Consider the following 23,591-nt stretch of genomic DNA (forward strand, 5'->3'; position numbering starts at 1 on the left):
GATAAGATTGCCGGGTGGCTCATATTGACGTGACAGACATCCAGTATTTCCTTTCCGACGGCACCCAGCTGCTGGGCGGGGTGACCTTCAAGGTCACCGCCGGTTCCAAGACGGCGCTGATCGGTCCCAACGGCACCGGCAAGACAACCCTGTTCAAGATCATCGCCGGCGACCTGAAAGCCGACGAAGGCTCCATCAACCGCACCGGCACCCTGGGCATCATGCGCCAGTTCGTCGGGCAGGTGCGCGACGAGTCCACGGTGAAGGACCTGCTGCTGTCCACCGCCGCCCCGGCTCTGGCCCAGGCCGCCGCAAAGGTCGCCGAATACGAGGCCAAGATGCTCACCAGCGAGGACGAGAAAGTCCACATGCGCTACGCCGAGGCGATCATCGAATGGGGCGACGCCGGCGGCTACGAACTGGAAACCACCTGGGACAAGGTCTGCATGGCCGCCCTGGGCGTCGGCTTCGACAAGGCCGGCGACCGGTTGGCCCGCACGCTGTCCGGCGGCGAGCAGAAGCGCCTGGTCCTCGAAGCGCTCTTCGAAGGCAATGACGAACTGCTGCTGCTCGACGAGCCGGACAACTACCTGGACGTGCCGGGCAAGCGCTGGCTCGAGGACACCATGTCTCGCTCCAACAAGACCGTGCTGTTCATCAGCCACGACCGCGAGCTGCTGAACAACGCCGCCACCCGCATCGTGACCCTGGAGCCGGGCCACGGCGGGGCCACCGCCTGGGTGCACGGCGGCGCCTTCGGCTCCTATGTGGAGGCCCGCAAGGAGCGCAACGAACGCTTCGAGGAGCTGCGCAAGCGCTGGGACGAGGAGCACGCCAAGCTCAAGGAGCTGGTGAACATGTACAAGACCAAGGCAGCGTTCCGCTCCGACATGGCCAACCGCTACCAGGCCGCGACCACCCGGCTGGAGAAGTTCCTGGAGGCCGGCCCTCCGCAGGCCATCCCGCTGGAGCAGAACGTGAACATGCGCCTGAAGGGCGGGCGCACCGCCAAGCGTGCCGTGGTCGCGGAAAAGCTTGAGCTGACCAACCTGATGAAGCCCTTCGACGCGGAGATCTGGTTCGGGGACCGCGTGGGTGTGCTCGGCTCCAACGGTTCGGGCAAGTCGCACTTCCTGCGCCTGCTGGCCTCCGGCGGCACGGACCCGGAGCGCGAGCACTTGCCGGTGTCCGACGTGGTCATCGAACCGGTTCAGCACGCCGGCACCGTGAAGCTCGGCGCCCGCATCCGCCCGGGCTACTTCGCCCAGACGCACTCGCGCCCGGATCTGTTCGGGCGCACCCTGCTGGAGATCCTGCACCGCGGCGACGAACACCGCTCTGGCCTGCCGCGCGAGGCGGCCGCCGGCGCGCTGGACAGCTACGGGCTGGCTGGCCAGTCCGAGCAGAAATTCGATTCGCTCTCCGGCGGCCAGCAGGCGCGCTTCCAGATCCTGCTGCTGCAGCTCTCCGGCGCCACCCTGCTGCTGCTCGACGAGCCCACCGACAACCTCGACCTGCATTCGGGCGAGGCGCTGGAGCGCGCCATCGACGCGTTCGAGGGCACGGTGCTGGCCGTCACCCACGACCGCTGGTTCGCCCGCGGCTTCGACCGCTTCCTGGTCTTCGGCTCGGACGGCAAGGTCTACGAATCCGACACCCCGGTGTGGGACGAGACCCGGGTGCAGCGCGAACGCTAGGTCCTACGGCTGACCCTACGCGGCGAGGTGCCTGGTGCTGGCGGCGGGCTTGGGCATCCTGCTCCCCTGCCACGCGCTGAAGCACAGGGCCGCGGCCAGGGCGAGAAGTGCACCGAGGGCCGCGGCGCCGCTGGTGCTCCACAACCCGTTTTGCGCGAACAGCGCCGGCACCGTACTCGACGGGATGCCGGCGCTGACCAGCAGCCATCCGGCGAAACGTTGCAGGTCGATGCGCCCCAGCCTGCTCACGCCCAGCGCGTGCTGCAGGAACAGGCACAGCCACATGATCGCCCAGGCAAGCCAAATGACCGCGAAAACCGGGTCGAAGTCCAGGGACATGAGCGCCTTGTAGACGGCAATGCCCGCCACGAAGCTGCCGAACCAGCCGAAGGCTGTTGCATCGAAGCCCAAGAGCGTATTCAGCCCTACCAGCAGGTAGGTCATGCCGAACAAGTAGCTGGGCCACGTATCGTTGATCAGCACGTGATCGCCCTCGGCCTGCACCATGATCAGCGTGGGCAGCAGGATCTGCACCCCGCCGACCAGCAGGTTCAGCACAGCGGCCGACCGCGCCGGAATCCGGCCCAGTGAAACCAGCCCGTTGACAAACAGGATGAGGCCTACAAAAACCAGCCCGACATGGACCATGGGTTCCTCCACTCGCACGCGGCGCACCCGGATGCGGATCCGGGCATCGGGACCCGCGTCCTGCCGCTAACCACAGTTTCAGATACCGATGCCCGGGTGGCAAGTCCGCGCCGAATCGTTACTCCACGAGTTTGCCTTCCTGGGACACCTCGGTGATCAGTTCCGCGATCTGCGCCGGAACTTCGGGAATCGGTTCGCGGGTGATCCCGGTGCTCGGCGACCAAACCAGGTTCACCTGCAGCGCCGGGTCCATGGCCGGGTAGTCGCTGCGGTTGTGGCAGCCTCGGGTTTCGCGGCGTTCCAGCGCCGCTTCCAGCGTGGCGCGGGCGGCCAGCGCCGAGGACTGCAGGTCGAAGGCGTGGGCCAGGTCCTGGTACCCGGCGATGTCCGGGTGGATTCCCACGTTGGCCATGCGCTGCTCGATGGCCTGAAGCTTCGCCAGGCCTTCCAGCAGCCCGGCCTCGTCGCGCACCACCCCGGCGTGCTCGGTCATCAGGTCGCGGATGGCGCGCTGCAAGTTGCGCACGTTTTCCTGTCCGCGGGATCCGAGCAGCTCGGCGATGTGGGCGCGGGCGGCGGCGATGGCCTGCGCCGAGCGCGGCTGGGAGGCCAGCGACGCGGAGTACTGCGCCGCGTGCTGTCCCACGATGCGCCCGAAGACCAGCAGCTCGATCAGCGAGTTGCCGCCCAGCCGGTTGGCCCCGTGCAGCCCGGAGGAGGCCTCGCCGATGGCGTAGAGCCCGGGAACTTCGGTGGCATGGGTCAGCGGGTCCACCCAGACCCCGCCCATGGAGTAGTGCGCGGTCGGTGCGATCTCCATCTTCTGCTGGGTGATGTCCAGCATCTGCAGTTCCATCATGGCCTGGTAGACCCGCGGCAGGCGCTTCATGATGACCTCGCGGTCAAGGTGCGAGACGTCCAGCCACACCCCGCCGTTCTCGGTGCCGCGTCCCTCGCGGATCTCGGTGTAGGCGGCCAGCGCGACCCGGTCGCGGGTGGACAGCTCCATGCGCTTGGCGTCGTAGCGGGCCATGAAGCGTTCGCCCAGCGCATTGGTCAGGATTCCGCCTTCGCCGCGCGCGGCCTCGGAGACCAGGGTTCCGGCGTCGCTTTCCGGTTCGATGATGCCCGAGGGGTGGAACTGCACCAGCTCGGGGTCGCGCAGCCGGGCGCCGGCCTGGACGGCCAGGCGGAACGAGTCGCCGGTGTTCTCGTCGCGGCGCGAGCTGCTGCGGCGCCAGATGCGGTTGTGCCCGCCGGCGGCCAGGATCACCGCGTCGGCGTGGATGAGGTAGCCGGTGCCGTGGTTGACGTCGAAGCCGTAGGCGCCGAAGATCTGCCCTTCGGCGGTGAGCAGCTCGGTGATGTACACGGTGTCGAGGATCGGCACCTGCAGCTGCTCGGCCCGCTTGATCAGCGTGCGCTGGATCTCCAGGCCGGTGTAGTCCCCGGCGAAGGCGGTACGGCGGAAGGTGTGGGCGCCGAAGAAGCGCTGCGAGATGCGGCCGTCCACCTCGCGGGCGAAGTTCATCCCATAGCGTTCAAGGTCTTCGATGCCGCGGGCGGCGCCCTGGGCGACCACCTGCACGGTGCGCGGGTCGGCCAGGAAGTAGCTTTCCTTGATGGTGTCGGCCGCGTGCTGCTGCCAGCTGTCTTCCTCGTCCATGGTGCCCAGCGCCGCATTGATGCCGCCGGCGGCCAGGGAGGTGTGCGCGTCGTGGCGCGAGCGCTTGCCCACCGCCAACACGTCGACGCCCTGCTCGGCCAATTCGATCGCGGCGCGCAGGCCGGATCCTCCGGTGCCGATGACGAGGACTGACGTGGATATCTGTTGTTCTGGTTTCATGTTTTCCAGCATCTGCCCGGCTCCACGATACGTCCAATGAATTATCCTCATCATTTCCATAGCGGTAGGCTATGCATCATGAATCTAGAGCAACTTCGTGGGTTCGCCACCATTGCCCGCGTGGGGCACTTCACACGCGCGGCCGAGGCCCTGCACCTCTCCCAGCCGTCGCTGAGCCGGCAGATCTCCACGCTGGAGCACGATCTGGGCACCACGCTGGTCAACCGCACGCGCGGCAACCTCACGCTGACCGCCGCGGGGCGCGCTCTGCTTCCGCTGGCTACCCGGATGCTGGCAGATGCGGAGTCGATTCGCGTGGAGATGGCCGAACTAGCCGGATTGCGCCGCGGCCGGGTGCGCTTGGGCGCGCCGCCGACGCTATGCGTGTCGCTGGTGGCCGAGGTGCTGGAAACCTATCGCGCGACGTATCCCGGCATCGAGTTGCAGATCTCCGAGGCAGGTTCCCGGACGCTGCTGGAGCAGCTCACCGGCGGCCAGCTCGACTTGGCGCTGATCGTCACCAGCGAGCACGCGGTGACCGAGCCAAGCTTGGCGCACACCGAAGTGCTGGTGGAGCAGCTGGTGGTGGCCGATTCGATGCAGCATCCTCGATTGGGCCAGGGTCCGGTGGAATTGCGGGACCTGGCAATGGTGCCGCAGATCGCCTTCTCCCCCAGCTACGACTTGCGGGCGGCGACGCAGAGCGCCTACCGTACGTTGGGGCTGAGCCCCAACGTGGTCATTGACGGCGGTGAAATGGACGCAGTGCTGCGCTTCGTCCAGCTCGGACTGGGCGTGGCCATCGTGCCGGCCACGGCCTTGGTCGGACGGAGCCAGCTGCACGGCAGGGCGCTGCGCAGCTCTGCACGCAAGGACACGGATCTTGCCCAGCCGAACCTTGAACGCACCATCGGGCTGGCGCATCGCCGCGACACCCCTCCCGGGGCGGCGGCCATCGCGATGCGCGAGCTGCTGTTGCAGACCGCGGGCCAGTTGGCCCAGCGCCACCCGCAGATCAGCCTGCGATCTTGATACCCAGATGGTCGGCCAGCTGCGGCGCTAGCGACATGAGCTGCAGCTGCGTGACCTGCGCGCCGCGCAGCCCGGTCACCCCGTCGACCATATCGAATTCAAGGCCAGTCAGGTCCACCGAACTCAGCTTCGCCTGATGGGCCGCCAGCACCTTGGTCCGCGATCTGGTGAAGCGCACCCGTTGCAGGGTGCCCAAATCCAGTTCGTCGAACTGGCAATCGCGGAACTCCACATCGCGCAGCGTGGCGCCGCGCAGGTTCAGCCAGCCAAACTTGCAGTTCTCCACCAGCAGCGAGTCGACGCTGGACTCGGCCAGGTCGGCCGAGCCAAAGCGGCTGTGCGAGATGCGCACCTCGTCCAGGCGCACGCCGGCGGCGGCCAGCACCGGAGCGGAGACCTGGTTCAGCTCGCTCTGCAACACCCGGGCATTGCACAGCGAGAAGCGGTCGGCGTTCAGTCCGGAGAATTCGCACTGCTCGAACCGCACGTCGTCGGCCGCAATCTCCCCGTCCAGCCCGGCAAAGCGCAGCTGGTCGAGGTAGCCTCCGGCGTCCAGATCCCCCGCGTAGCCCTCGGCCAGCTCGGGCAGGATGAACGGACGGATCTTGGGGGCTGGCATGGTGCTCCTGACGTGCGGCGTGAATGGTACTGCCACCCCACTGTACGCGCCCGATCCCCTAGAACTCGTCGATCACCAGCTTCTTCATGCCCATCATGTGCTCAAAGGCATTTGGCCTGGACATGAGCTCACCCAGGTTGGCGGGAACAATTTGCCAGCTGACCCCGAACTTGTCCGCGAGCCAGCCGCACTGCTCCGCTTCGGGCACCGCGCTCATGGCATCCCACACCCGGTCCAGCTCCTCCTGCCCGTCGCAGGGCCACTCCAGCGAGACGCCGGGAGTGAAGGAGAAGTCCTGCTCGACACCGGAGTCCATGGCGGTCACCCAGTCGTCGTCCAACGCGAAGTCGGAGAACATCACCGATCCGGCGGCCGCCGGCGCGGTGGGCTCGGGATAGGTGACGAACATGCCCTCGCGGGCGCCGAACACTTCCTTGTAGTGGGCCACCGCTTCCGCCGCGCGGTTCTGGGCCGCTCCGCCGAAGAGCAGGCTGGGCATCACGAAGGGACGCGGATCACCCTCCGGGCCGCTCAGGATCAGCTGCCAGGACACGTTGTACTTGTCCTGCACCCAGCCGTAGCGGGGGCTGTAGGGGTATTCGCCCAGCTCCATCAGCACCTGCCCGCCGGCCGACAGCTTGGCCCAAGTGGCGTCCAGATCGGCCCGGGCCCCGTCGACGCTGCCCTCGTAGTCCGCCGGGTCGAAATTCAGCATCAGCGAGATCGAGGGGTTGGGGGTGAAATCGGGGCCGGCATTGACCAGGGTGATCCGCTGGCCGCGCACGTACACCGCAACCGTCAGGGCTTGGCCTGCCAGCGGCTGCTGGAAGTCCAGCAGGCCCTCGGTGGGGTAGCGCGATTCCACCTCCATGGAGCTCCCGGGCAGGGCATCGGCATAGAAGTTTCCGGCTTCCTCGCCGGTGCCGTTCATCCACAAATTGACTCTGAGCTTCTGCATGACTGGTCCTCACGAATGTGCGCTCTTGCGATGCCGATCTGCCCACCGGCATGCCCGGGTATGGCCAGGTCGCGCGGCCGCGGCGGATGCCGTCCGCGCACCTGATGCTACCTGCTGCGCAGCGCGCGCGGAATACTTCGAGACCGATTCCCAGTTCGGGTTTGCCAGCCCTACACCGCGCTGTTGCCCGGGGTTTGCGCCGGACGCCCAGCCGCCGGCGCCCGTCCGGAAAATTCGTCCATGGAGTGGTAGATGCCCAGCACCTTTTCGGCCAGCAAATCCCAGGCCGCCCGCGGCAGCACCCCGCGCAGCGCCTGCCCCAGCTTGCTGGTCCACGGCAGCAGCACCATGGGGGTGGCACGCAGCATCGCATCCCACGCGCGGTCCGCCACCTGCTGCTTCTGTAGCATCGGGGTGAAGAGCATACGCCGGGCCCCGGCGAACATTCCGGTATCCACGTAGGTCGGGCAGAAGGTGGTCACCGCCAGGTTCCTTCCCGGCTCCCGCTCGAGCTCGAGGCGCAGCGAGTCGCTGAAGCTGGCGACAGCGGCCTTGGACGCCGCGTACACACTCATGTTCGGGTTCGATACCAGCGCCGCTGCCGAGGCAATGGTCAGGATGCGGCCCGGCCGCCGCACTCCCAGCTGCGGCAGCAGCGCATGGGTCAGGTACATCGGCGCCAGCGCATTGACCGCCATGGCGGAGTGGATCTGCCCGGTGCTGTGCTGGGCGAAGGGCTTGCCGGTCACCACCCCGGCGTTGTTGACCAGGATGTCGATGCCGCCAGCCGCCAGCGCCTGCGCTGCGCCCTCGGCGATCTGCGCGGGGTCGGCCAGGTCCACCACCCGGGTCTCGATGGCGGTCTGCGGGAATGCCGCGCGCAGGGCGCCGGCAGCCTGTTCCAGCAGCAACTCGTTGAGGTCCCAGAGGACCACCCGCGCCGCGTTGTCGGCGCAGGCCCGGCGGGCGAACAGCTCCCCCATGCCCTGGGCCGCCCCGGTGATCAGCACCGTCAAACCGTGGACCGATTCCAAAACCTGCGTGCGCGCCATGGTGCACCTTTCCCTGTGGGTTTGAAAAGGCCAGAATATCTTGTGAGATGCCCCATAGGGGTGAGGCTGCCCCGGCGCCCCGGGCAGCCGGTGCACCACGCTAGCCTTGAATCTGCGGGATCGCTCCGCAGCCTACGCAGCCGACGACGAAGTGAGGACCGAATGCGCATCGACCAATTGGATGCAGACCTGATCGAGCTGCTCACCGACTCCCCCATGCTGCCGGTCATGGAGTGCGCCCGCCGCCTCGGGGTGGCCCGCGGCACCGTCAGCAGCCGGCTGGCCCGGCTGCACGAGGCCGGGGTGATCCGCGGGATCGTCCCGCGCATCGAGCCCGCCGGCTTCGGATACACGCTGGTGGCCTTCTGTTCGGTGGAGATCATCCAGAAGTACGGACACGATCCGGTAGCCACCGCCCTGGAGGAGGCGATCCCGGAAATCGTGGACATGTACACCGTCACCGGGACCTCCGACCTGCAGCTGCGCGTCGTGGCCCGCACCCCGGAAGACCTGCAGGACATCTTCAACAGGATCAACACCGTCCCGGGTGTCGCGCGCACCTCCTCGTCCTTCGCGCTGCACGAGCATTTCCAGGGACGCACGCTGCCCCTGGTAGAAGCCTGTGCGAAAGCCGGTTCGGCGACTGTGCAGACTGACCAGTAAAATGGGGTGTTGACCAATTTTCGCTATGCAGGTTGCATAGCGGTGCGCGCGGCGATTGAAACGGCGGAAGACGCCGCCCTAGAGTCGTAGCTTGTGAATCGCGACACGCGAGGATATGAGCGGGGCCACCCGCACCCCCATTTGTGCCCATGGTCTTCAGAGAGGAACCCATGACCCTTCACCAGCGCCCTTCATTGCAGGCAGTTCCCGCTTACAAGCAGGGAAAGCCCGCCGCCGCTGGAGCCTCCAAGCTCTCGTCCAACGAGTCGCCGCACGAACCGCTGCCGTCGGTGCTCGACGCCATCCGCGACGGACTCCAGAGCATCCACCGCTACCCGAGCATCGCCGCCCCACAGGTCACTGCCGAATTGGCCGCCCTGCACAACGTGGATCCGGCGCACCTGACCCTGGGTGCCGGCTCCGTCGAGGTTGCAGCGCAGCTGATCCATGCGGTGGCCGCCGAGGGCGATGAGGTCATGTACGCCTGGCGCTCCTTCGAGGCCTACCCGTCGCTGGTGCGCATCGCCGGGGCCACCCCGGTCGAGGTGCCGTTGGATGCCGAGGCCAAGCACGACCTGGACGCCATGCTGGCCGCGGTCACCGAGAAGACCCGCCTGATTTTCATCTGCAACCCGAACAACCCGACGGGCACCGTGGTGGAAGCCGAGGCGCTGGAGCGCTTCATCGCCGCCGTGCCGCGCGAGGTGCTGATCGTGATCGACGAGGCCTACGTGCACTTCGACCGCTCGGCCGTCCGCGCCGACGGGGTCCAGCTGTTCAAGCAGAACCCTAACGTCGCCGTGCTGCACACCTTCTCCAAGGCCTACGGCCTGGCCGGCCTGCGCATCGGCTACGCCATCAGCCCGCTGGAGGTCGCCGAGAACCTGCGCAAGGTCGCCATCCCGTTCGGCGTCTCCGACCTCGCCCAGCGCGCGGCCGTGGCCTCGCTGCACGCCGCCGACGAGCTGGCGCTGCGGATCAACGAGGTGGTCGCCCAGCGCGAGCGCATGTACGCGGGCCTGGCCGCCGCCGGCTGCCCGGTCATCGCCTCCGAGGCCAACTTCGTGTGGATCGCAGCCGGTGCCGACACCGCGCAGATCGAAGCCCGACTTGAGGCCGGCGGCGTGGTCGCCCGCGCCTTCCCGGGCGAGGGCCTGCGCATCTCCTCCGGTTCCGAGCTGGATGTGGACCGCGTGCTGGCCGCGCTGGGCGCCGATTCCGCCGCCGTGGCCGCCACCGAAGGGGCCACCGCGTGAGCGCGGCCGTGAAGGACCAGCCCAAGCAGCAGCTGCACGCGGGGCTGACCCGCCGCCAGATTTCCATGATGGGCCTGGGCGGCGCGATCGGCGCCGGCTTGTTCGTCGGTTCCGGCCAGGCGATCTCCATCGCCGGCCCGGCCGTGCTGGTGTCCTACCTGCTGGCCGGCACCGTGATCATCGTAATCATGGCCATGCTGGCCGAGATGGTCGCAGCCAACCCTTCATCGGGCGCCTTCAGCACCTTCGCCCACAAGGCGATGGGCCGTTCGGCCGGAAGCACCCTGGGGTGGCTGTACTGGATCCAGCTGGTTGTGGTGGTGGCCGCCGAGGCCACCGGCGCCGCGGCCATTGTCTCCGGCTGGTTCCCCAACGTCCCGCAGTGGGGCTGGGTCCTGCTCTTCGTGATCGCCCTGTCCGGCGCGAACCTGCTGGGCGTGCGCAACTACGGCCGCTTCGAATACTGGTTCGCCGTCATCAAGGTCGCGGCGATCATCGCCTTCCTGGTGCTCGGCGCCCTGGTGCTCACCTACGTCATCCCGACCGATCAGCCGGTGGGTCTGGGGAACCTGGCCGCGCATGGCGGATTCGCCCCGGGCGGCATGGCAGGCATCGCCGCCGCGGTGCTGATCGTGATCTTCTCCTTCGGCGGCACCGAAGTGGTGGCCATCGCCGCCGCCGAATCCAACAATCCGGCGGACAACATCAAGCGGGTAGTGCGCTCGGTGATGGCTCGAATCCTGGTCTTCTACCTGGGCTCCATCCTGGTCATCGTCGCCGTGGTGCCGTGGAATGACCCGGCCATCGTGACCGGGCCGTTCGCCGCGGTGCTCAGCGTGCTGAGCGTCCCGGGTGTCGAGGTCGTCATGAACGCCGTAGTGGTCATCGCGCTGCTCTCGGCCATGAACGCCAACATCTACGGCTCCTCGCGCATGCTGTATTCGCTGGGCAAGCGCAAGCTGGCCCCGGTGGCAGTAACCCACGTGACCGGCAAGGGTGTTCCCGCCAAGGCCGTGATCAGCTCCGTTGCCTTCTCCTTTCTGGCCGTTGGCCTGAACTGGATCTGGCCGGAGAAGGTCATGCCGATCCTGCTGAACGTGGTCGGCTCCACGATCATCGTGATCTGGTCATTCATCGCTGTCACGCAGTACATCCTGCGCCGCCGCGCCGACCGGAACGGCGATCACCTGCCGGTGCGCCTGTGGGGTTTCCCGTACCTGTCCATCGCGACCATGGTGGTCCTGGCAGGCATCATCGGTGTCTCCATGACCGATGCGGCAGCCCGCACCCAGCTGCTGCTGACCGCGGGACTGACCGCAGTGATCTGGATCGTTTCCAAGATCGCGCTGCGCAACGTACCTGAAGTGATCGACGTAGAGCACGTCGACGAGGTCGCCTAGGCCCCCTGGCCAATGGCTCCGATCCGCACTGCGGGTCGGAGCCATTGTCGATTTCAAGGTGGTTTTCACTTGGCGCGATGCCCGATTTCGCGTTCCCGGAATTGTGTTCTATGATTATCAAGTTGCCTCATCAGGTAGCAATCCTCACGGGGGTATGGCGCAGTTGGTAGCGCGTCTGCATGGCATGCAGAAGGTCAGGGGTTCGAATCCCCTTACCTCCACGAAAATCAATCCCAGGATGCCTAGGCATCCTGGGATTTTTTCTTGTCCGGGCTCGATAAACCCACTCCTACAGCGGATTCGCCCACACTGCAGACATTTCGAACTCGACTCGTTAGCCTTGGCTCAACAACTCTCATTGCGGTCCTGACGCAGTGCCCTCAAGCACCACGAGCACCAACCAGACCTGCAGCAGCGACCACCGACAAGGAGCCGGCATGAGCACACCGAAACCCAGCGGACGCGTGGAGAAAAATGCGAACGGAATCGACCTCGTCCTGACCCGAATACTTCCCCTCGAACTTCAGGAAGCATGGGCGGCAATCACCGAGTCGGAGAAGACATCACGGTGGATCGGGCGCTGGGAGGGAACCGGCGCCCAAGGACAGACCATCAGGCTGCAGATGGGCTTCGAAGAGGGCAGTTCCTGGTCCGACGTCGTCATCACCGAATGCAGGGCACCGAATTATCTGCGGGTTCAAACCGTCGACGATTCCGGATCATGGGACCTGTCTATCGACTTGGCATCAGCGGATGAAGCTACTGAACTGCGTTTCGTGCACCGTGGACTCGTCCCAGGAGCGGTCGGAGACATCGGACCGGGCTGGGAATACTACCTCGACCAGTTGCTCGCTTCTATCACGGGTGGGCCGCTTCCCGTCTGGGATGACTACTACCCCGCCCAACGGGGATACTTCCAAGGGCAGGAAGGCTGAGCGGTTCCGATCTGACCGGCTCAGGCGTCTTCGCACGGTCGATAGTTGACGTCAACACTCCCAAATTTGGGCGCGCCCAGTTTTGCGTTGAAAGTCGATCGGAGTAGTGTTTATCCGGTAGGGGGCTATAGCTCAGTTGGTAGAGTGCTTCGTTCGCAATGAAGAGGTCAGGGGTTCGATTCCCCTTAGCTCCACGGCTTCCCGGCCGGGTTCATGATTCATGAGCCCGGCTGTTTCCGTATCATTCGCTTCCACAATTCGACGTGTGGCAGGTTCGCAGAGAAACCAGCCAAGAGAGCGGGTCTCGTCCCATGGCAGGTAGTCTCCCTCGTCGGTCACCGAAGCACAACATGCCAAGCCGCGTACCGGCGATCTTCCGCTTCATCCAGGATGGAGCGGTCATTCAAGCCCCCAAGGATGCCAACATCGCATCGGTGCTGGAGTTCCCCCGGACTGATGCAAACCGGGTTGGTCTGGCAATCTACCCGGCGCCTTCTCCCGAGGACATCCACCAGCTGGCTGAGGCCTGGAAGCTGCACCCCGTGCTGGTTGACGACCTGCTCCACGCCGGACAGCGTCCGAAGCTCGAACGCTATGGGGACGTGACATTGCTGGTTGTCCGATCTGCGCTGTACCTTGACGAGGCCGAAGAAGTTGAGCTTTCGGAGTTCCACGTACTGCTTCGGCCCGGGGCGTTGGCAATCCTATGCCAGGACAACCGCTGGATTAACGGAATCCCGGGCCGCGACTGGGCCTCGGGCATCGGCAGCAGCCAAGCCGTTCTGGACCATCAGCTCCTGGCTAACCAGGCATTGCTGAAGTTGGGGGCCGAAGCGATTCTCTACCGCCTGCTGGACGAGATCGTCGACGGGTACGTCCCTGCCCTGCAGGGGCTTGGCATCGACAAGGAACAGATCGAGCTGCAGGTTTTCGGCGGCGATGCCACTGTCACCGAGCGAATCTACCGCCTCAGCCAGGAAGTCATCGACATGCAGCATGCGACTGCATCGCTCAGCGAGGTCGTTCGCTCGCTGGCTTCCGGCTTCGAGAAATACAACGTTCCCGGTGAACTGCAGACCTACCTCCAGGACGTGTCGGACCACCTGACGCGGGCCCATACCCAAACACAGGAGTACAGGGATGCCCTGTCCCAGATTCTCAACGTGAACTCCACGCTGGTGGCCCAACGCCAGAACGAGGACATGAAGAAGATCTCCGGTTGGGCGGCCATCTTGTTCGCTCCGACGCTCATTGCCGCAGTTTATGGCATGAACTTCGACAATATGCCTGAGCTGCATTGGGCGCTCGGGTATCCCGTGGCGATCGCGGGCATGGTCCTGTTTGCCGCCGGGCTCTATGGTGTCTTCAAATGGAGGAAGTGGTTCTAGTGGACAAAATCGATTTCAAGAAAACCGATTCCTATCGCGCACCTAAGTCCTTCCAGTTCGTAGAGGTGCCGCAGATGCAGTACCTCATGATCGATGGGCATGGTGACCCGAACACAGCCCAGGCTTACCAAGATGCATTGCAAACCCTTTACCCAGTGGCCTACAAGCTGAAGTTCTCCAGCAAGCTGGCGGGCCGGGACTACGTGGTGCCGCCATTGGAAGGTCTGTGGTGGGCCGAGAGAATGGATTCCTACACCTCAGCGCGCGACAAATCCCAGTGGGACTGGACAATGATGCTGATGGTCCCCGATTGGCTCGGCCCGGAAGACGTCGCAAAGGCGCTGGGCACCGCACAGAACTCGGCCGACCTTCCCGCCGGCGACAAGATCCGCCTTGGAAACCTGTCCGAAGGCCGCTGCCTCCAGGTGCTGCACATCGGCTCGTATGATGACGAAGCGCCAGTTTTGGCTCGAATGCACCAGTACATCAAGGATCAAGGCCTGGATCTGACCGGGAAGCATCACGAGATCTACCTCTCCGACCCTCGTCGAGTCCAACCCGAGAAGCTTCGCACCATATTGCGCCAGCCGGTGGTCCCGGCCGCGAACTAAATATCCCACGAGAGAATCTAGGAGCAAGTCATGAGCACTGTCCTGACCCCGCAGAGCACGGTGGCCGAGGTTCAAACGGCTCTCGCCGAGTTGGAAGACCCGCGCATGCGTGCGGTCAATGAAAAGCACGGCGACGACCTCGGAGTGAATCTCTCCAAGCTTCGCGGGCTGGCGAAAGCCCTGAAAAGCAATCAGGAATTGGCACAGCGGCTATGGGCAACCGGCGAGACTGCCACGCGTCTGGTCGCCATCCTGATCTGCAAGCCACGTATGTTCAGCCTTGATGATCTGGAACGGTGGCTCCGCGAAGCCAGGACTCCAAAGGTACAGGGCTGGTTCGTGAACTACGTAGTGAAGAAGAGCAAGCACCTGGAAGACCTCCGAAAGCTCCTTATGCACGACTCCGATCCTGTTGTTGCCAGTGCCGGCTGGGAATTGACTGCGCACCAGGTCGTCAAGGCTCCGGAGAATCTGGAGCTTGCGCAATTGCTGGACATCGTCGAAGCCGAAATGAAGACCGCGCCCGACCGCTTGCAGTGGGCGATGAACAATACCTTGGCTCAGATCGGCATCGAGCATGAGCCGCTGCGGTCTCGTGCACTGCAAATCGGTGAGGACTTGCAGGTTTTGGCTGACTATCCAACACCTCCGGGATGTACCTCCCCCTTCGCACCCATCTGGATCAATGAGATGGTCAGCCGCAAGTCCACTTCACAGCAATAGCCGACAAGCTGCCCCGCGCGATTTACGTTCCACGACTACAGCCCTGTGCGAGGCAGGATGAACAGGTACCGTGGTCAGTTGGGCTTCTGCGCCAATCGGCCACGGTGACGTGAGGTTGACGCAAGCCAGAAAATCGTCTGGGCAGCAACTACGGTCGCGGTGCCCATCGCGACGGTTCCGATAGTCCAGGCACCCCACACCGTGCCGAGACCCAGCAAGCCAACCGCTGTCGTTGCCACGGCAACGGCAGCAAACAGGATTATTCTCCTCAGAGTTTCGTGGTTCTCGACACCATGCTTCCTCCCGGCTAACAGCTCCTGCGCCTGCACTAGCGCCACGCCGATGCCCGAACCTGTTGCGAACGCAATGACTCCCGGATCGGGGGAAGCAGTTTGAATCGAAAAAATCACTCCTGCGGCAATCACCAAGATCGCAGCCGCATCGATAGCGGCCGCAAAGACCTGCCATCGCCCCGCTCCCCCGTCGAGCTGGCGCTTGCGCGGAATGAAGTCCCACGCTCGGGCTGTCAGCCATCTGCTTGAGACCAAGCCGATGGCCAGGGATCCAGTGGGCGCGACTAGCGCCGCAAACAGGTTATTCGTAGCAACCCATACGACTGCCCCGATGGCGACAACCACCGGTACTGAATGCAATCGTGCAAACCACCATCCACGCAAATAAAGTCCGCGCGCCTCGGCCACTTCGAGAGGATGCAAGAACTTTTTCTCCGAGAAATCTGGCAGATCTACAGCTTCGTTCATCTCATTCATTTCGAGCTCCACGGCGTGGTTTTTATGAAGTCGGTGCCTACTTTGCCTTTGGCGAGTTCGTAGACTTTCTGCCTGGCCACTCCCAGAGAGCTGGCCACGGTGACTGCGCTGTATTCCTCCAGCAACACTTCAATGCTGGCCGCACGTATGGACGCTGCGCGAGTGACCAGATGGGAAGCGAGTGCGCTGACTTCGGCGGCGATGAGAGCGACTACACGCTCTCCACCGAATTCAGCTGCCCACGAAGCTCGTCCGGAAGCAGCGGCCGCGTAGAGTCGGTCCCCGGCGTCATGGAGATGGTACTCAACAATTTCCGGAGTGACACCAGCCGCTTGGAATCGCCCGATTGCAGCTTCCAAAACAGCAACTGGTTCGCGCCGACGATGCGCGAGCACACGTAACCACTCCGGATCAGCATGAACATCAATGCTGCACGGGATAATGTCACCCCCGGGGTTACACGTCATGCACTCAAGGATCGACCCCATCAGCCATGCTGTCAATAGGTGTTGGGCCACGGATCGTCCAGCAATGCTAAGACATGTCGCCGCCAAGGGCTGAAACGGATAGTTTTGGCACGGTTCACGCCAGCCACCGCCGATACCGATGTCAGAGACATATCATTAGGAGCCACTGCAGAGCTACTGGCCGGACAAGCAGAAATCCCCCGGCCGATGGCCGGGGATTCTGATCAAATTTTGTAAAGGATGTCTGTGCTCATCTGTCAACGATGTCTAGACTCTTCACATTTGTGGAGGTAAGGGGATTCGAACCCCTGACCTTCTGCATGCCATGCAGACGCGCTACCAACTGCGCCATACCCCCGCGAGGATTGCTACCTGATCAGGCAACTCATCTATCATAGATGAAATTTTGAACAGGATGCAAATCCATCGTGACTAGTTCTTTTTGCCGCTGACAGCAGGCAGCTCGATGACCGGGCAATCCGACCACAAGCGTTCCAGCGCGTAGAAGACGCGGTCTTCCTGGTGCTGCACGTGGACTACCACATCTCCGTAGTCGAGGAGCACCCAGCGGCCAAGGCCGAAGCCTTCACGGCGAACCGGACGCAGGTCGAATTTCTCGATCACCTTCGCCTGGATTTCATCCACGATGGCGTTAACCTGAGGCTCGGAACTACCGGAGACGATCAGGAAGGCATCGGTGATGCCCAAACGTTCGGCCACGTCGAGTGCGACCATATCCTCGGCAAGTTTTTCTGCGGCGGCAAGTGCCGCGGTATGCACGAGGGCAATTGAGTCTGCGTGTGCGCCCATGAAGTTGGGTGTCTCCTTTAGGAAGGGGTGGGTCAAGGACTTAATTGTCCTATAAAAACTAGTTGGTCAACAACATGATCAGGCCGGCGACCAGGGCCGCACTGCCAACGCCCAGCGCCACGATCATGGCGATGAGCATGTTATTGGCACGGCGGACGCCGTGAGTCTGCACGTCGAGCGGCTGTAGACCTTGGGCGTTGACTGCCTCGATGCGAGGTAGTTCGACAGCCTTGCTCTCCGGTGCCGATGCCGCCGCTGGTTTGGCTGCCGCGGGGGCCTTGGTAACCGGCGTCGGTTTGGCTGCTGGAGCTGGCTTCGCAACAGGCTTTTGTACTGGCTTTGCAGCCGGTTTTGCTGCGGCCGCGGGTTTCGGTGCCGGCTTGGCGGGGGCCTTCGCCGCGGGTTTCGGCGCGGGCTTTACTGCCGGCTTGGAATCGATCTTTCCCTGGGCGTCCAACGACAGCGAAACACTTTCGGTTTTCGGACCGGAGACGCCAGTTTTGGCGATCCGTTCTTCTACCTCACGGATATTGCCCATCGCGCCGGTGAAGGGGTCCGATGCAACATCTTCCTTGCCCTGCTTGGAGTTTTCAATACGCAAACGTTCGCGCTCAGCCGCCCGTCGCGAGATGATTGCGGCACGCGCAGCCATTTCACGTTGGTGGGCCAGCACTTCGAGGTCGATTTCTGAATCATCTTCGCCCAGCAAAACCGGGTCTACAGGAGATTTCGGGTCGTGTGCACGCCGCGCGGCCAAGGCTTCCTCGACGCTCATGACCGTGGTGTCTGGAGCATTCTCTGCTCCTGACGGCTTGGCGGGCTTGGTTCCCGACACAGGCTTAGCCGCAGCGGCGCCCTTGTTCTGATCGGCCAGGGCCTGCAGGCGCAGCTGTCGACGAGTCAGCGGCTTCGGGTCATCAGCGGGCTCCACCGTGGGAACGTGGCTTGTCAGCGAGCCGACTTCTTCTTCGAGGCGTCGGCGTTCACGCAAGGCTTCGCGGTCACGGGCGCGGCGCAAAGAAGCACGCTCCCCCAATGCTTCAGGCTTCTGCACCGCAGGTGATTCAGCTGACGTCGATACGGCAGTTTTGGAGGCAGCAGGCTTGCTCTCTGCGGGCTTCGACTGCGCGGGCTTGTTCGATGCGCTCTTAGCCGGCGCGAGTTTGGTTTCAGCGGGTTTCGCCGCCGCAGGCTTGGAATCGACAGGCTTGGCAGGCTGAGGCTTTGGCGCGGACTTGGCGGCCGGAGCCTTTTCAGCGGGCTTCGGGGCGGGTTTCGCTGGAGTTTTCGGGTTGCCAGAGTTGGCGGCTGGCTGCTTGGCCGCCGCGGCTGGCTTAGCTGCTGGCTTGGCGGGCGCCTTGGCCTCCGCGGCTGGCTTAGCTGCTGGCTTGGCGGGCGCCTTGGCCTCCGCGGCCTTGGCTAGAGCAGGCTTTGGAGCCGAAGATGCGGATTTTGCCGCACCAGACGAGTCCTTGGAATCGGAGTTGGCGGATTCAGCCTTGGCCTTCTTGTCCGCCTGTTCCTTGGCGGCCTGTTCAGCCTTGCTATTGGCGAGCAGCGCCTCCATTTCGGCGCGTCGCTTTTCACGCAATGCCCGCCTGCTGGAAACTGGCTGCGAGTTATCGCTCATCTGGTGCTACTCCCGACCGCATAGACAAATACCGTCACCTTAATCGATTATGCCGTGCAATACGGCTCAATGTGAGGTTACGACTCGGTATAGAGCCCATATTTTGCAATGTACTGCACCACACCATCGGGTACCAGGTACCAGACGGGCTTATCCTCTGCGACGCGTACACGGCAGTCGGTGGAGGAAATAGACAGTGCAGGAATCTCCAACTGTGAGACGTTGTCCCGCCCCACATCGGCAATCACGTACCCAGGACGGCTGACGCCGACGAAATGCGCCAAGTCCCAGACCTGGTCGATATCGCGCCAGCTCATGATCTGGCTCATGGCATCAGCGCCGGTGATGAAGAACAGCTCTGCCTCCGGTCGCTGCGCACGCAAGTCAAGCAGCGTATCCCGGGTGTAGGTGGCGCCCTCGCGATCGATGTCCACGCGGCTGACGGTGAACCGCGGGTTGGATGCTGTCGCAATGACGGTCATCAGGTACCGGTGTTCGGCGTCGGTGACCTTGCGGTCAGCCTTCTGCCATGGTTCGCCGGTGGGCACGAAGACCACTTCATCCAGGTCGTATTCCGCGGCCACTTCGCTCGCGGCAACCAGGTGGCCGTTGTGAATGGGGTCAAAAGTACCGCCCATCACGCCGAGGCGCAATGGGCGGTTCTTGACTTGCTCGTCCGCCAAGATTAGTGGTGCTCAGGGTGGGACTTGAACTGGCGGTGCTCGTCGAAATCGTCAGGCTTGATCTCGTGGCGCAGACCCACGTTGGTGTAGGAAACAGTGACCAGCAGCAACAGCATAAATGCCAAGAAGATGCCGCCGCCAATGATCAGGGCCCAGGTATGCGAATCCAACCCAGTGGTGCTTGCGGCTGCGGAAGCCATAATCAGCGCGTTCAAGATAATTCTCCAGTTGTTTTCCTCGTTGCCCGCCGCGTCGGGGGCCAGCCCCGGGCAGTGGCCCGAAAGGTCACTTACGTTCTTCTACATGGTACCGAATAAGGCGGTCAGAAACTATTTACGGATGTGCCCATCGCCTTGGACGATCCATTTGGTCGTGGTCAGCTCGGCCAGTCCCATCGGTCCGCGGGCATGCATCTTCTGGGTGGAAATGCCGACCTCGGCGCCCAAGCCCAGCTGGCCGCCATCGGTGAAGCGGGTCGAGGCGTTCACGATGACCGCAGCGGAGTCGATCTCGGAGACGAAGCGCTCCGAATTGCGCAGCGAGGAGGTGATGATCGCCTCGGTGTGTCCGGTGGAGTAGGCGCGGATGTGCTCGAAGGCCTGGTCCATGTCATCCACTACCTTGACCGCGAGATCCAGGTCGAGGTATTCGTTGGCCCAGTCGTCCTCCCCCGCCGGTACCGTGGTGATCTCCGGAACCAGTGCCGCGGCGCGTTCCTCGGCATGCAGGGTGACCCCGGCGGCGGACAAGGCCTGCAGCACGCCGGCAGCGGCCGCGGCGTTCTGGTGGATCAGCAGGGTTTCAACGGTATTGCAGACGCTCGGACGCTGGGTCTTGGCGTTGAGCAGGATGTCGGTGGCCATCTCCAGGTCCGCGCTTTCATCCAGGTAGATGTGCACGTTGCCTTCGCCGGTTTCGATGACCGGCACCTTGGCGGTGGTGACCACACGCTGGATCAGTTCTCGTCCGCCGCGCGGGATGAGCACGTCGATCTTGCCGCGTGCGCCCATCATGGCGTCGGCGCCTTCGCGGCCGTATTCGTCCACGGAGATCACCAGATCCCGCGGCAGCGAAACGGAGTCCAGGGCGTCACGGATGAAGCCGACCAGGGCCAGGTTCGAGTTCAGCGCAGCGGAGCCTCCGCGCAGCAGCACCGCGTTGCCGCTTTTCAGCGACAGACCGGCGATGTCAACGGTGACGTTGGGACGGGCTTCGTAGATGGTGCCGATAACACCCATGGGAACGTTCACCTGGCGCATGCGCAGGCCGTTGGGCAGGGTCTCTCCGCGCACGACGCGGCCCACCGGATCGGGCAGGCCTGCCAGTTCATGCAAGGCGGAAATCAGCGAATCGATGCGCGGGTCATCCAGCTTCAGGCGGTCCAGCATCGCCGCCGAGGTCCCGTTGGCCTTGCCGGCTTCGAGGTCCTTGGCGTTCGCGGCGATGATCCCTGCGCGGTTGGCGTCGATGGACGCCGCAATGGCGCGCAGGGCCTTGTCCTTCCAGTCGCGGTTGGCGCGGGCCAGCACGCGCGAGGCGCGGCGGGCCCGGTCGGCCAGCTTGTGGACGGCTGCATCGGTCTCGGAAACGGTGAGGGTCATGCACCCATTGTAGGTTCCGTAGCCTAGATCAACGCCAAGTCATCGACATGTACCACGGGTTTTTCGTAACCTTCGCCGAGGTCCGTGAGCAGCGCGGAGGTCGAGCGGCCGTACATCGCCGGCAGTTCCAGCGCGGCGTAGTTCACCAGCCCGCGGGCCACCACGGTCCCGGAGGCGTCGCAGATCTCCACCGCGTCCCCGGCCTCGAAGTCGCCGGTGGCCGAGGTGATGCCCGCGGCCAGCAGCGACTTCTCGCCGCTGCGGATGGCGCGCACCGCGCCGGCGTCCAGCATCAGCCGGCCGTGGGCCACCGCAAGGTGGGCCAGCCAGACGTCGCGAGCCGAGCGGCGGGTGTTGCGCGCGGCGAACCAGGTGCCCACGTCCTCCCCCGCCAGCGCGCGGGCGGCGTTGGCGGTGGAGGTGACCAGGGCGGGAATGCCGGCCGAGGCGCTGAGCGTGGCCGCCTGCACCTTGGTGATCATGCCTCCGGTGCCCACCGAGGAACCCGAGGTGCCCAGGTCGATGGCCCTGATCTCGTCCGGGTGCCCGACCAGCGGGATGCGGCTGCCGCCCTGGGCAGGGTGGGCGTCGTAGACGGAGTCCACGTCGGAGAACAGCAGCAGCGTGTCGGCCTTGACCAGGTGGGCCACCAGCGAGGCCAGGCGGTCGTTGTCGCCGAAGCGGATCTCGTGGGTGGCGACCGTGTCGTTCTCGTTCACGATCGGCAGCACCCCGAGGTTCAGCAGCCGCACCAGCGCGCGCAGCGCGTTGGTGTAGGTGGTGCGACGCATCAGGTCATCCGCGGTGAGCAGCACCTGGGCCACGGTGATCCCCTGCTGCGCGAACTGCGCGGTGTACTGCGCGAGCAAGAGCCCCTGACCCACCGAGGCGGCGGCCTGCTGGGTAGCCAGGTCCTTGGGGCGCTTGGCCAGCGCCAGCGGGGCCAGGCCCGCGGCGATGGCCCCGGAGGACACTAGCACGACCTCGGTGCCCGAGGCCACGGTCCTGGAGAGCGTTTCCACCAGGAAGTCCATCCGCTCTTGCGAGATGCCGCCTTCCACGGTGGTCAGCGAGCTGGAGCCCACCTTGACGACCAGGCGTTTGGCCTGGGGCAGCTGGGCGCGGGAGGTGATTGCGGAAAGGGTTTTGGTGGTGTTCACTGATCTTCCTGGGTGCGCTGCTTCGCCTTGCGCTCGGCGGCCTTTGCATGCACCGACTCGGTCCAGATGCCTGCGCGGCGCTCGGCTTCCAGCTCGTCGCGGGCAGCGGCCTTGGCGGCCTTGCGCTCCTCGTGCTCGGCGCGCTTCTCCTCGCGGGTCTTGCGGTCGCCGCGGTCCTCCAGGCGCACGTCTTCGCCGCGGCGGCTGCCCAGCAGCTCCGCTCCGGCGGCCATGGTCGGTTCCCAGTCGAAGACCACCGAGTTCTCCTCAGCGCCGATGACCACTGCGTCGCCCGGCTTGGCGCCGGACTTGAACAGCTGGTTTTCCACGCCGAGCTTGGCCAGCCGGTCAGCCAGGTAGCCCACGGCCTCGTCATTGCGGAAGTCGGTCTGCATGATCCAGCGCTCGGGCTTCTCTCCGATGACTCGCCACAGCGGTTCAAGGTTCTGCTCTTCACGGCGGATGTAGAATTCCTGCTTGTTCACCGAGCGCGGCCGGATCACCGGCACCTCGACGACCGGGGTTTCCACGACGCGCGAGGCGCGGGCTTCTTCGACCAGCTTGGCCATCGCGAAGGAAAGATCGCGCAGGCCGTCGCGGGACAGCGCCGAGATCTCGAAGACCTGGTAGCCGCGGCGTTCCAGCTCGGGGCGCACGAATTCGGCCATGTCCTTGCCGTCTGGCATGTCGACCTTGTTCAACGCCACCAGCTTGGGACGCTCGACCAGTGGAATGATGGTGCCGTCGGTTCCGGCGAAGGTGGAGTCGGCTTCGTAGTTGGCCAGCTCGGCTTCGATGGTCTCCAGATCCGAGATCGGATCGCGGTCGGATTCCAGCGAGGCGCAGTCCAGCACGTGCACGATGGCCGCGCAGCGCTCGACGTGGCGCAGGAACTCGTGGCCCAGGCCCTTGCCCTCCGAGGCTCCGGGGATCAGGCCCGGCACGTCGGCGACGGTGAAGCGGACTTCGCCGGCCTGCACCACACCGAGGTTCGGGACCAGGGTGGTGAACGGATAGTCGGCGATCTTCGGACGTGCGGCGGAGACCGCGGCGATCAGCGAGGACTTGCCGGCCGAGGGGTAGCCCACCAGCGCGATATCCGCCACGGACTTGAGCTCCATGACGACGTCTTGCTCCTGGCCGGGAATGCCCAGCAGGGCGAAGCCGGGGGCCTTGCGCTTGTCGGAGGAGATGGCGGCATTGCCCAGTCCGCCCTGGCCGCCGGCGGCGGCAAGGAACTCGTCGCCCACGTTGACCAGGTCGGCGAGGATGTCGCCGTCGCGGGTCTTGATCACGGTGCCGGCGGGAACACCGAGGATCAGGTCCAGGCCCTGCTTGCCCGGGCGCAGGCCGCCCTTGCCCGGCTCGCCGTTGCCGGCCTTGCGGTGCGGCAGGTGGTGGAAGTCCAGCAGCGTGGTGACCTGCGGGTCCACGCGCAGGATGATGTCGCCGCCGTCGCCGCCGTTGCCGCCGTCGGGGCCGCCCAGTGGCTTGAACTTCTCACGCTTAATGGACACGCAACCGTGACCACCGTTGCCTGCGGTGGCATGAAGGGTAACGCGATCAACGAATGCAGCCACGGGGCCATCTACTCCTAGAAAAGGGGTGCGAACTTCTGCTCGCTTAAAAGTCTAACTACGCA

Annotated in this window: 23 protein-coding genes and 3 tRNA genes; 11 read left to right on the top strand and 15 right to left on the bottom strand. The window is 64.6% G+C overall.

The window, feature by feature from the left end; genetic code table 11:
• Nucleotides 1–14 precede the first annotated feature (14 nt).
• The gene (locus JQN66_RS09335) at nt 15–1,697 is read left to right on the top strand and encodes an ABC-F family ATP-binding cassette domain-containing protein (RefSeq protein WP_204674517.1); all 1,683 of its coding nucleotides are present in this window, start codon (nt 15–17) and stop codon (nt 1,695–1,697) included.
• A gap of 15 nt (nt 1,698–1,712) precedes the next feature.
• Here the strand turns inward: JQN66_RS09335 and JQN66_RS09340 are convergent, their stop codons facing one another.
• Nucleotides 1,713–2,363: an AmiS/UreI family transporter gene (locus JQN66_RS09340; protein WP_204674519.1), complete on the bottom strand. Its 651-nt coding sequence runs from the start codon at nt 2,361–2,363 to the stop codon at nt 1,713–1,715.
• A 100-nt stretch (nt 2,364–2,463) separates the two neighbouring features.
• The gene (locus JQN66_RS09345) at nt 2,464–4,191 is read right to left on the bottom strand and encodes an L-aspartate oxidase (protein WP_204674521.1); all 1,728 of its coding nucleotides are present in this window, start codon (nt 4,189–4,191) and stop codon (nt 2,464–2,466) included.
• A gap of 78 nt (nt 4,192–4,269) precedes the next feature.
• Here JQN66_RS09345 and JQN66_RS09350 point away from each other — a divergent pair, with 78 nt between their 5' ends.
• The gene (locus tag JQN66_RS09350; protein WP_204674523.1) at nt 4,270–5,223 is read left to right on the top strand and encodes a LysR family transcriptional regulator; all 954 of its coding nucleotides are present in this window, start codon (nt 4,270–4,272) and stop codon (nt 5,221–5,223) included.
• Here JQN66_RS09350 and JQN66_RS09355 read toward each other — a convergent pair.
• The 3 genes from JQN66_RS09355 to JQN66_RS09365 all read right to left on the bottom strand — a co-directional run bounded on the left by JQN66_RS09355 (nt 5,207) and on the right by JQN66_RS09365 (nt 7,852).
• The gene (locus JQN66_RS09355; protein ID WP_204674525.1) at nt 5,207–5,842 is read right to left on the bottom strand and encodes a pentapeptide repeat-containing protein; all 636 of its coding nucleotides are present in this window, start codon (nt 5,840–5,842) and stop codon (nt 5,207–5,209) included. The two genes, JQN66_RS09350 and JQN66_RS09355, sit on opposite strands and share 17 nt — an antisense overlap.
• Before the next feature lie 58 nt (nt 5,843–5,900).
• A complete protein-coding gene (locus JQN66_RS09360) occupies nt 5,901–6,800 on the bottom strand; it encodes a VOC family protein (protein WP_204674527.1) in 900 nt (299 codons plus the stop codon).
• Nucleotides 6,801–6,970: 170 nt separating this feature from the next.
• Nucleotides 6,971–7,852, bottom strand: coding sequence for an SDR family NAD(P)-dependent oxidoreductase (locus JQN66_RS09365; protein WP_204674529.1), 882 nt, complete (start codon nt 7,850–7,852; stop codon nt 6,971–6,973).
• A 162-nt stretch (nt 7,853–8,014) separates the two neighbouring features.
• Here JQN66_RS09365 and JQN66_RS09370 point away from each other — a divergent pair, with 162 nt between their 5' ends.
• From JQN66_RS09370 to JQN66_RS09410, 9 genes are all read left to right on the top strand, one after another.
• Nucleotides 8,015–8,515 carry an Lrp/AsnC family transcriptional regulator gene (locus JQN66_RS09370; RefSeq protein WP_188946923.1) on the top strand — a complete coding sequence of 167 codons (501 nt, stop codon included), beginning with the start codon at nt 8,015–8,017 and terminating at the stop codon, nt 8,513–8,515.
• 170 nt (nt 8,516–8,685) lie between these two features.
• Nucleotides 8,686–9,771 (top strand): histidinol-phosphate transaminase, encoded by a 1,086-nt coding sequence (gene hisC, locus JQN66_RS09375; RefSeq protein WP_204674531.1) that lies wholly within the window; start codon nt 8,686–8,688, stop codon nt 9,769–9,771.
• Entirely contained in the window at nt 9,768–11,171 is a 1,404-nt protein-coding gene (locus JQN66_RS09380) for an amino acid permease (protein ID WP_204674533.1), read from the top strand. The genes hisC and JQN66_RS09380 overlap by 4 nt, the downstream gene beginning before the upstream one ends.
• Before the next feature lie 148 nt (nt 11,172–11,319).
• A tRNA-Ala gene (locus JQN66_RS09385) sits at nt 11,320–11,392 on the top strand.
• Between the two features lie 216 nt (nt 11,393–11,608).
• Nucleotides 11,609–12,106: an SRPBCC domain-containing protein gene (locus JQN66_RS09390; protein ID WP_204674535.1), complete on the top strand. Its 498-nt coding sequence runs from the start codon at nt 11,609–11,611 to the stop codon at nt 12,104–12,106.
• Between the two features lie 121 nt (nt 12,107–12,227).
• Nucleotides 12,228–12,300, top strand: a tRNA-Ala gene (locus JQN66_RS09395).
• A 156-nt stretch (nt 12,301–12,456) separates the two neighbouring features.
• Nucleotides 12,457–13,494 (top strand): magnesium and cobalt transport protein CorA, encoded by a 1,038-nt coding sequence (locus JQN66_RS09400; protein WP_239463972.1) that lies wholly within the window; start codon nt 12,457–12,459, stop codon nt 13,492–13,494.
• Nucleotides 13,476–14,105: a GyrI-like domain-containing protein gene (locus JQN66_RS09405; RefSeq protein ID WP_204674540.1), complete on the top strand. Its 630-nt coding sequence runs from the start codon at nt 13,476–13,478 to the stop codon at nt 14,103–14,105. Before JQN66_RS09400 ends, JQN66_RS09405 begins: the two co-directional genes overlap by 19 nt.
• A 30-nt stretch (nt 14,106–14,135) precedes the next feature.
• Nucleotides 14,136–14,828, top strand: a complete 693-nt coding sequence (locus JQN66_RS09410) for a DNA alkylation repair protein (RefSeq protein WP_188946917.1) — start codon at nt 14,136–14,138, stop codon at nt 14,826–14,828.
• A gap of 74 nt (nt 14,829–14,902) precedes the next feature.
• Here the strand turns inward: JQN66_RS09410 and JQN66_RS09415 are convergent, their stop codons facing one another.
• From JQN66_RS09415 to obgE, 10 genes are all read right to left on the bottom strand, one after another.
• Nucleotides 14,903–15,598 carry a hypothetical protein gene (locus tag JQN66_RS09415; RefSeq protein WP_204674542.1) on the bottom strand — a complete coding sequence of 232 codons (696 nt, stop codon included), beginning with the start codon at nt 15,596–15,598 and terminating at the stop codon, nt 14,903–14,905.
• On the bottom strand, nt 15,595–16,116 hold the full coding sequence (locus JQN66_RS09420; protein ID WP_204674544.1) for a hypothetical protein: 522 nt from the start codon (nt 16,114–16,116) through the stop codon (nt 15,595–15,597). Before JQN66_RS09420 ends, JQN66_RS09415 begins: the two co-directional genes overlap by 4 nt.
• Nucleotides 16,117–16,350: 234 nt before the next feature.
• A tRNA-Ala gene (locus JQN66_RS09425) sits at nt 16,351–16,423 on the bottom strand.
• Nucleotides 16,424–16,497: 74 nt separating this feature from the next.
• On the bottom strand, nt 16,498–16,875 hold the full coding sequence (gene rsfS, locus JQN66_RS09430) for a ribosome silencing factor (protein ID WP_188946913.1): 378 nt from the start codon (nt 16,873–16,875) through the stop codon (nt 16,498–16,500).
• A gap of 58 nt (nt 16,876–16,933) precedes the next feature.
• Nucleotides 16,934–18,505: a hypothetical protein gene (locus tag JQN66_RS18495; protein ID WP_239463974.1), complete on the bottom strand. Its 1,572-nt coding sequence runs from the start codon at nt 18,503–18,505 to the stop codon at nt 16,934–16,936.
• Between the two features lie 77 nt (nt 18,506–18,582).
• Nucleotides 18,583–19,143 (bottom strand): nicotinate-nucleotide adenylyltransferase, encoded by a 561-nt coding sequence (gene nadD / locus JQN66_RS09440; RefSeq protein WP_239464203.1) that lies wholly within the window; start codon nt 19,141–19,143, stop codon nt 18,583–18,585.
• Nucleotides 19,144–19,190: 47 nt separating this feature from the next.
• Nucleotides 19,191–19,403, bottom strand: coding sequence for a hypothetical protein (locus JQN66_RS09445; protein ID WP_204674549.1), 213 nt, complete (start codon nt 19,401–19,403; stop codon nt 19,191–19,193).
• Between the two features lie 114 nt (nt 19,404–19,517).
• Nucleotides 19,518–20,789: a glutamate-5-semialdehyde dehydrogenase gene (locus tag JQN66_RS09450; protein WP_204674551.1), complete on the bottom strand. Its 1,272-nt coding sequence runs from the start codon at nt 20,787–20,789 to the stop codon at nt 19,518–19,520.
• A 23-nt stretch (nt 20,790–20,812) separates the two neighbouring features.
• On the bottom strand, nt 20,813–21,949 hold the full coding sequence (gene proB / locus JQN66_RS09455; RefSeq protein ID WP_204674553.1) for a glutamate 5-kinase: 1,137 nt from the start codon (nt 21,947–21,949) through the stop codon (nt 20,813–20,815).
• The gene (obgE, locus tag JQN66_RS09460; RefSeq protein ID WP_204674555.1) at nt 21,946–23,529 is read right to left on the bottom strand and encodes a GTPase ObgE; all 1,584 of its coding nucleotides are present in this window, start codon (nt 23,527–23,529) and stop codon (nt 21,946–21,948) included. Before obgE ends, proB begins: the two co-directional genes overlap by 4 nt.
• Nucleotides 23,530–23,591 lie beyond the last annotated feature (62 nt).

Source organism: Glutamicibacter protophormiae (assembly GCF_016894325.1).
GTDB classification, from domain to species: Bacteria; Actinomycetota; Actinomycetes; order Actinomycetales; family Micrococcaceae; genus Glutamicibacter; species Glutamicibacter protophormiae.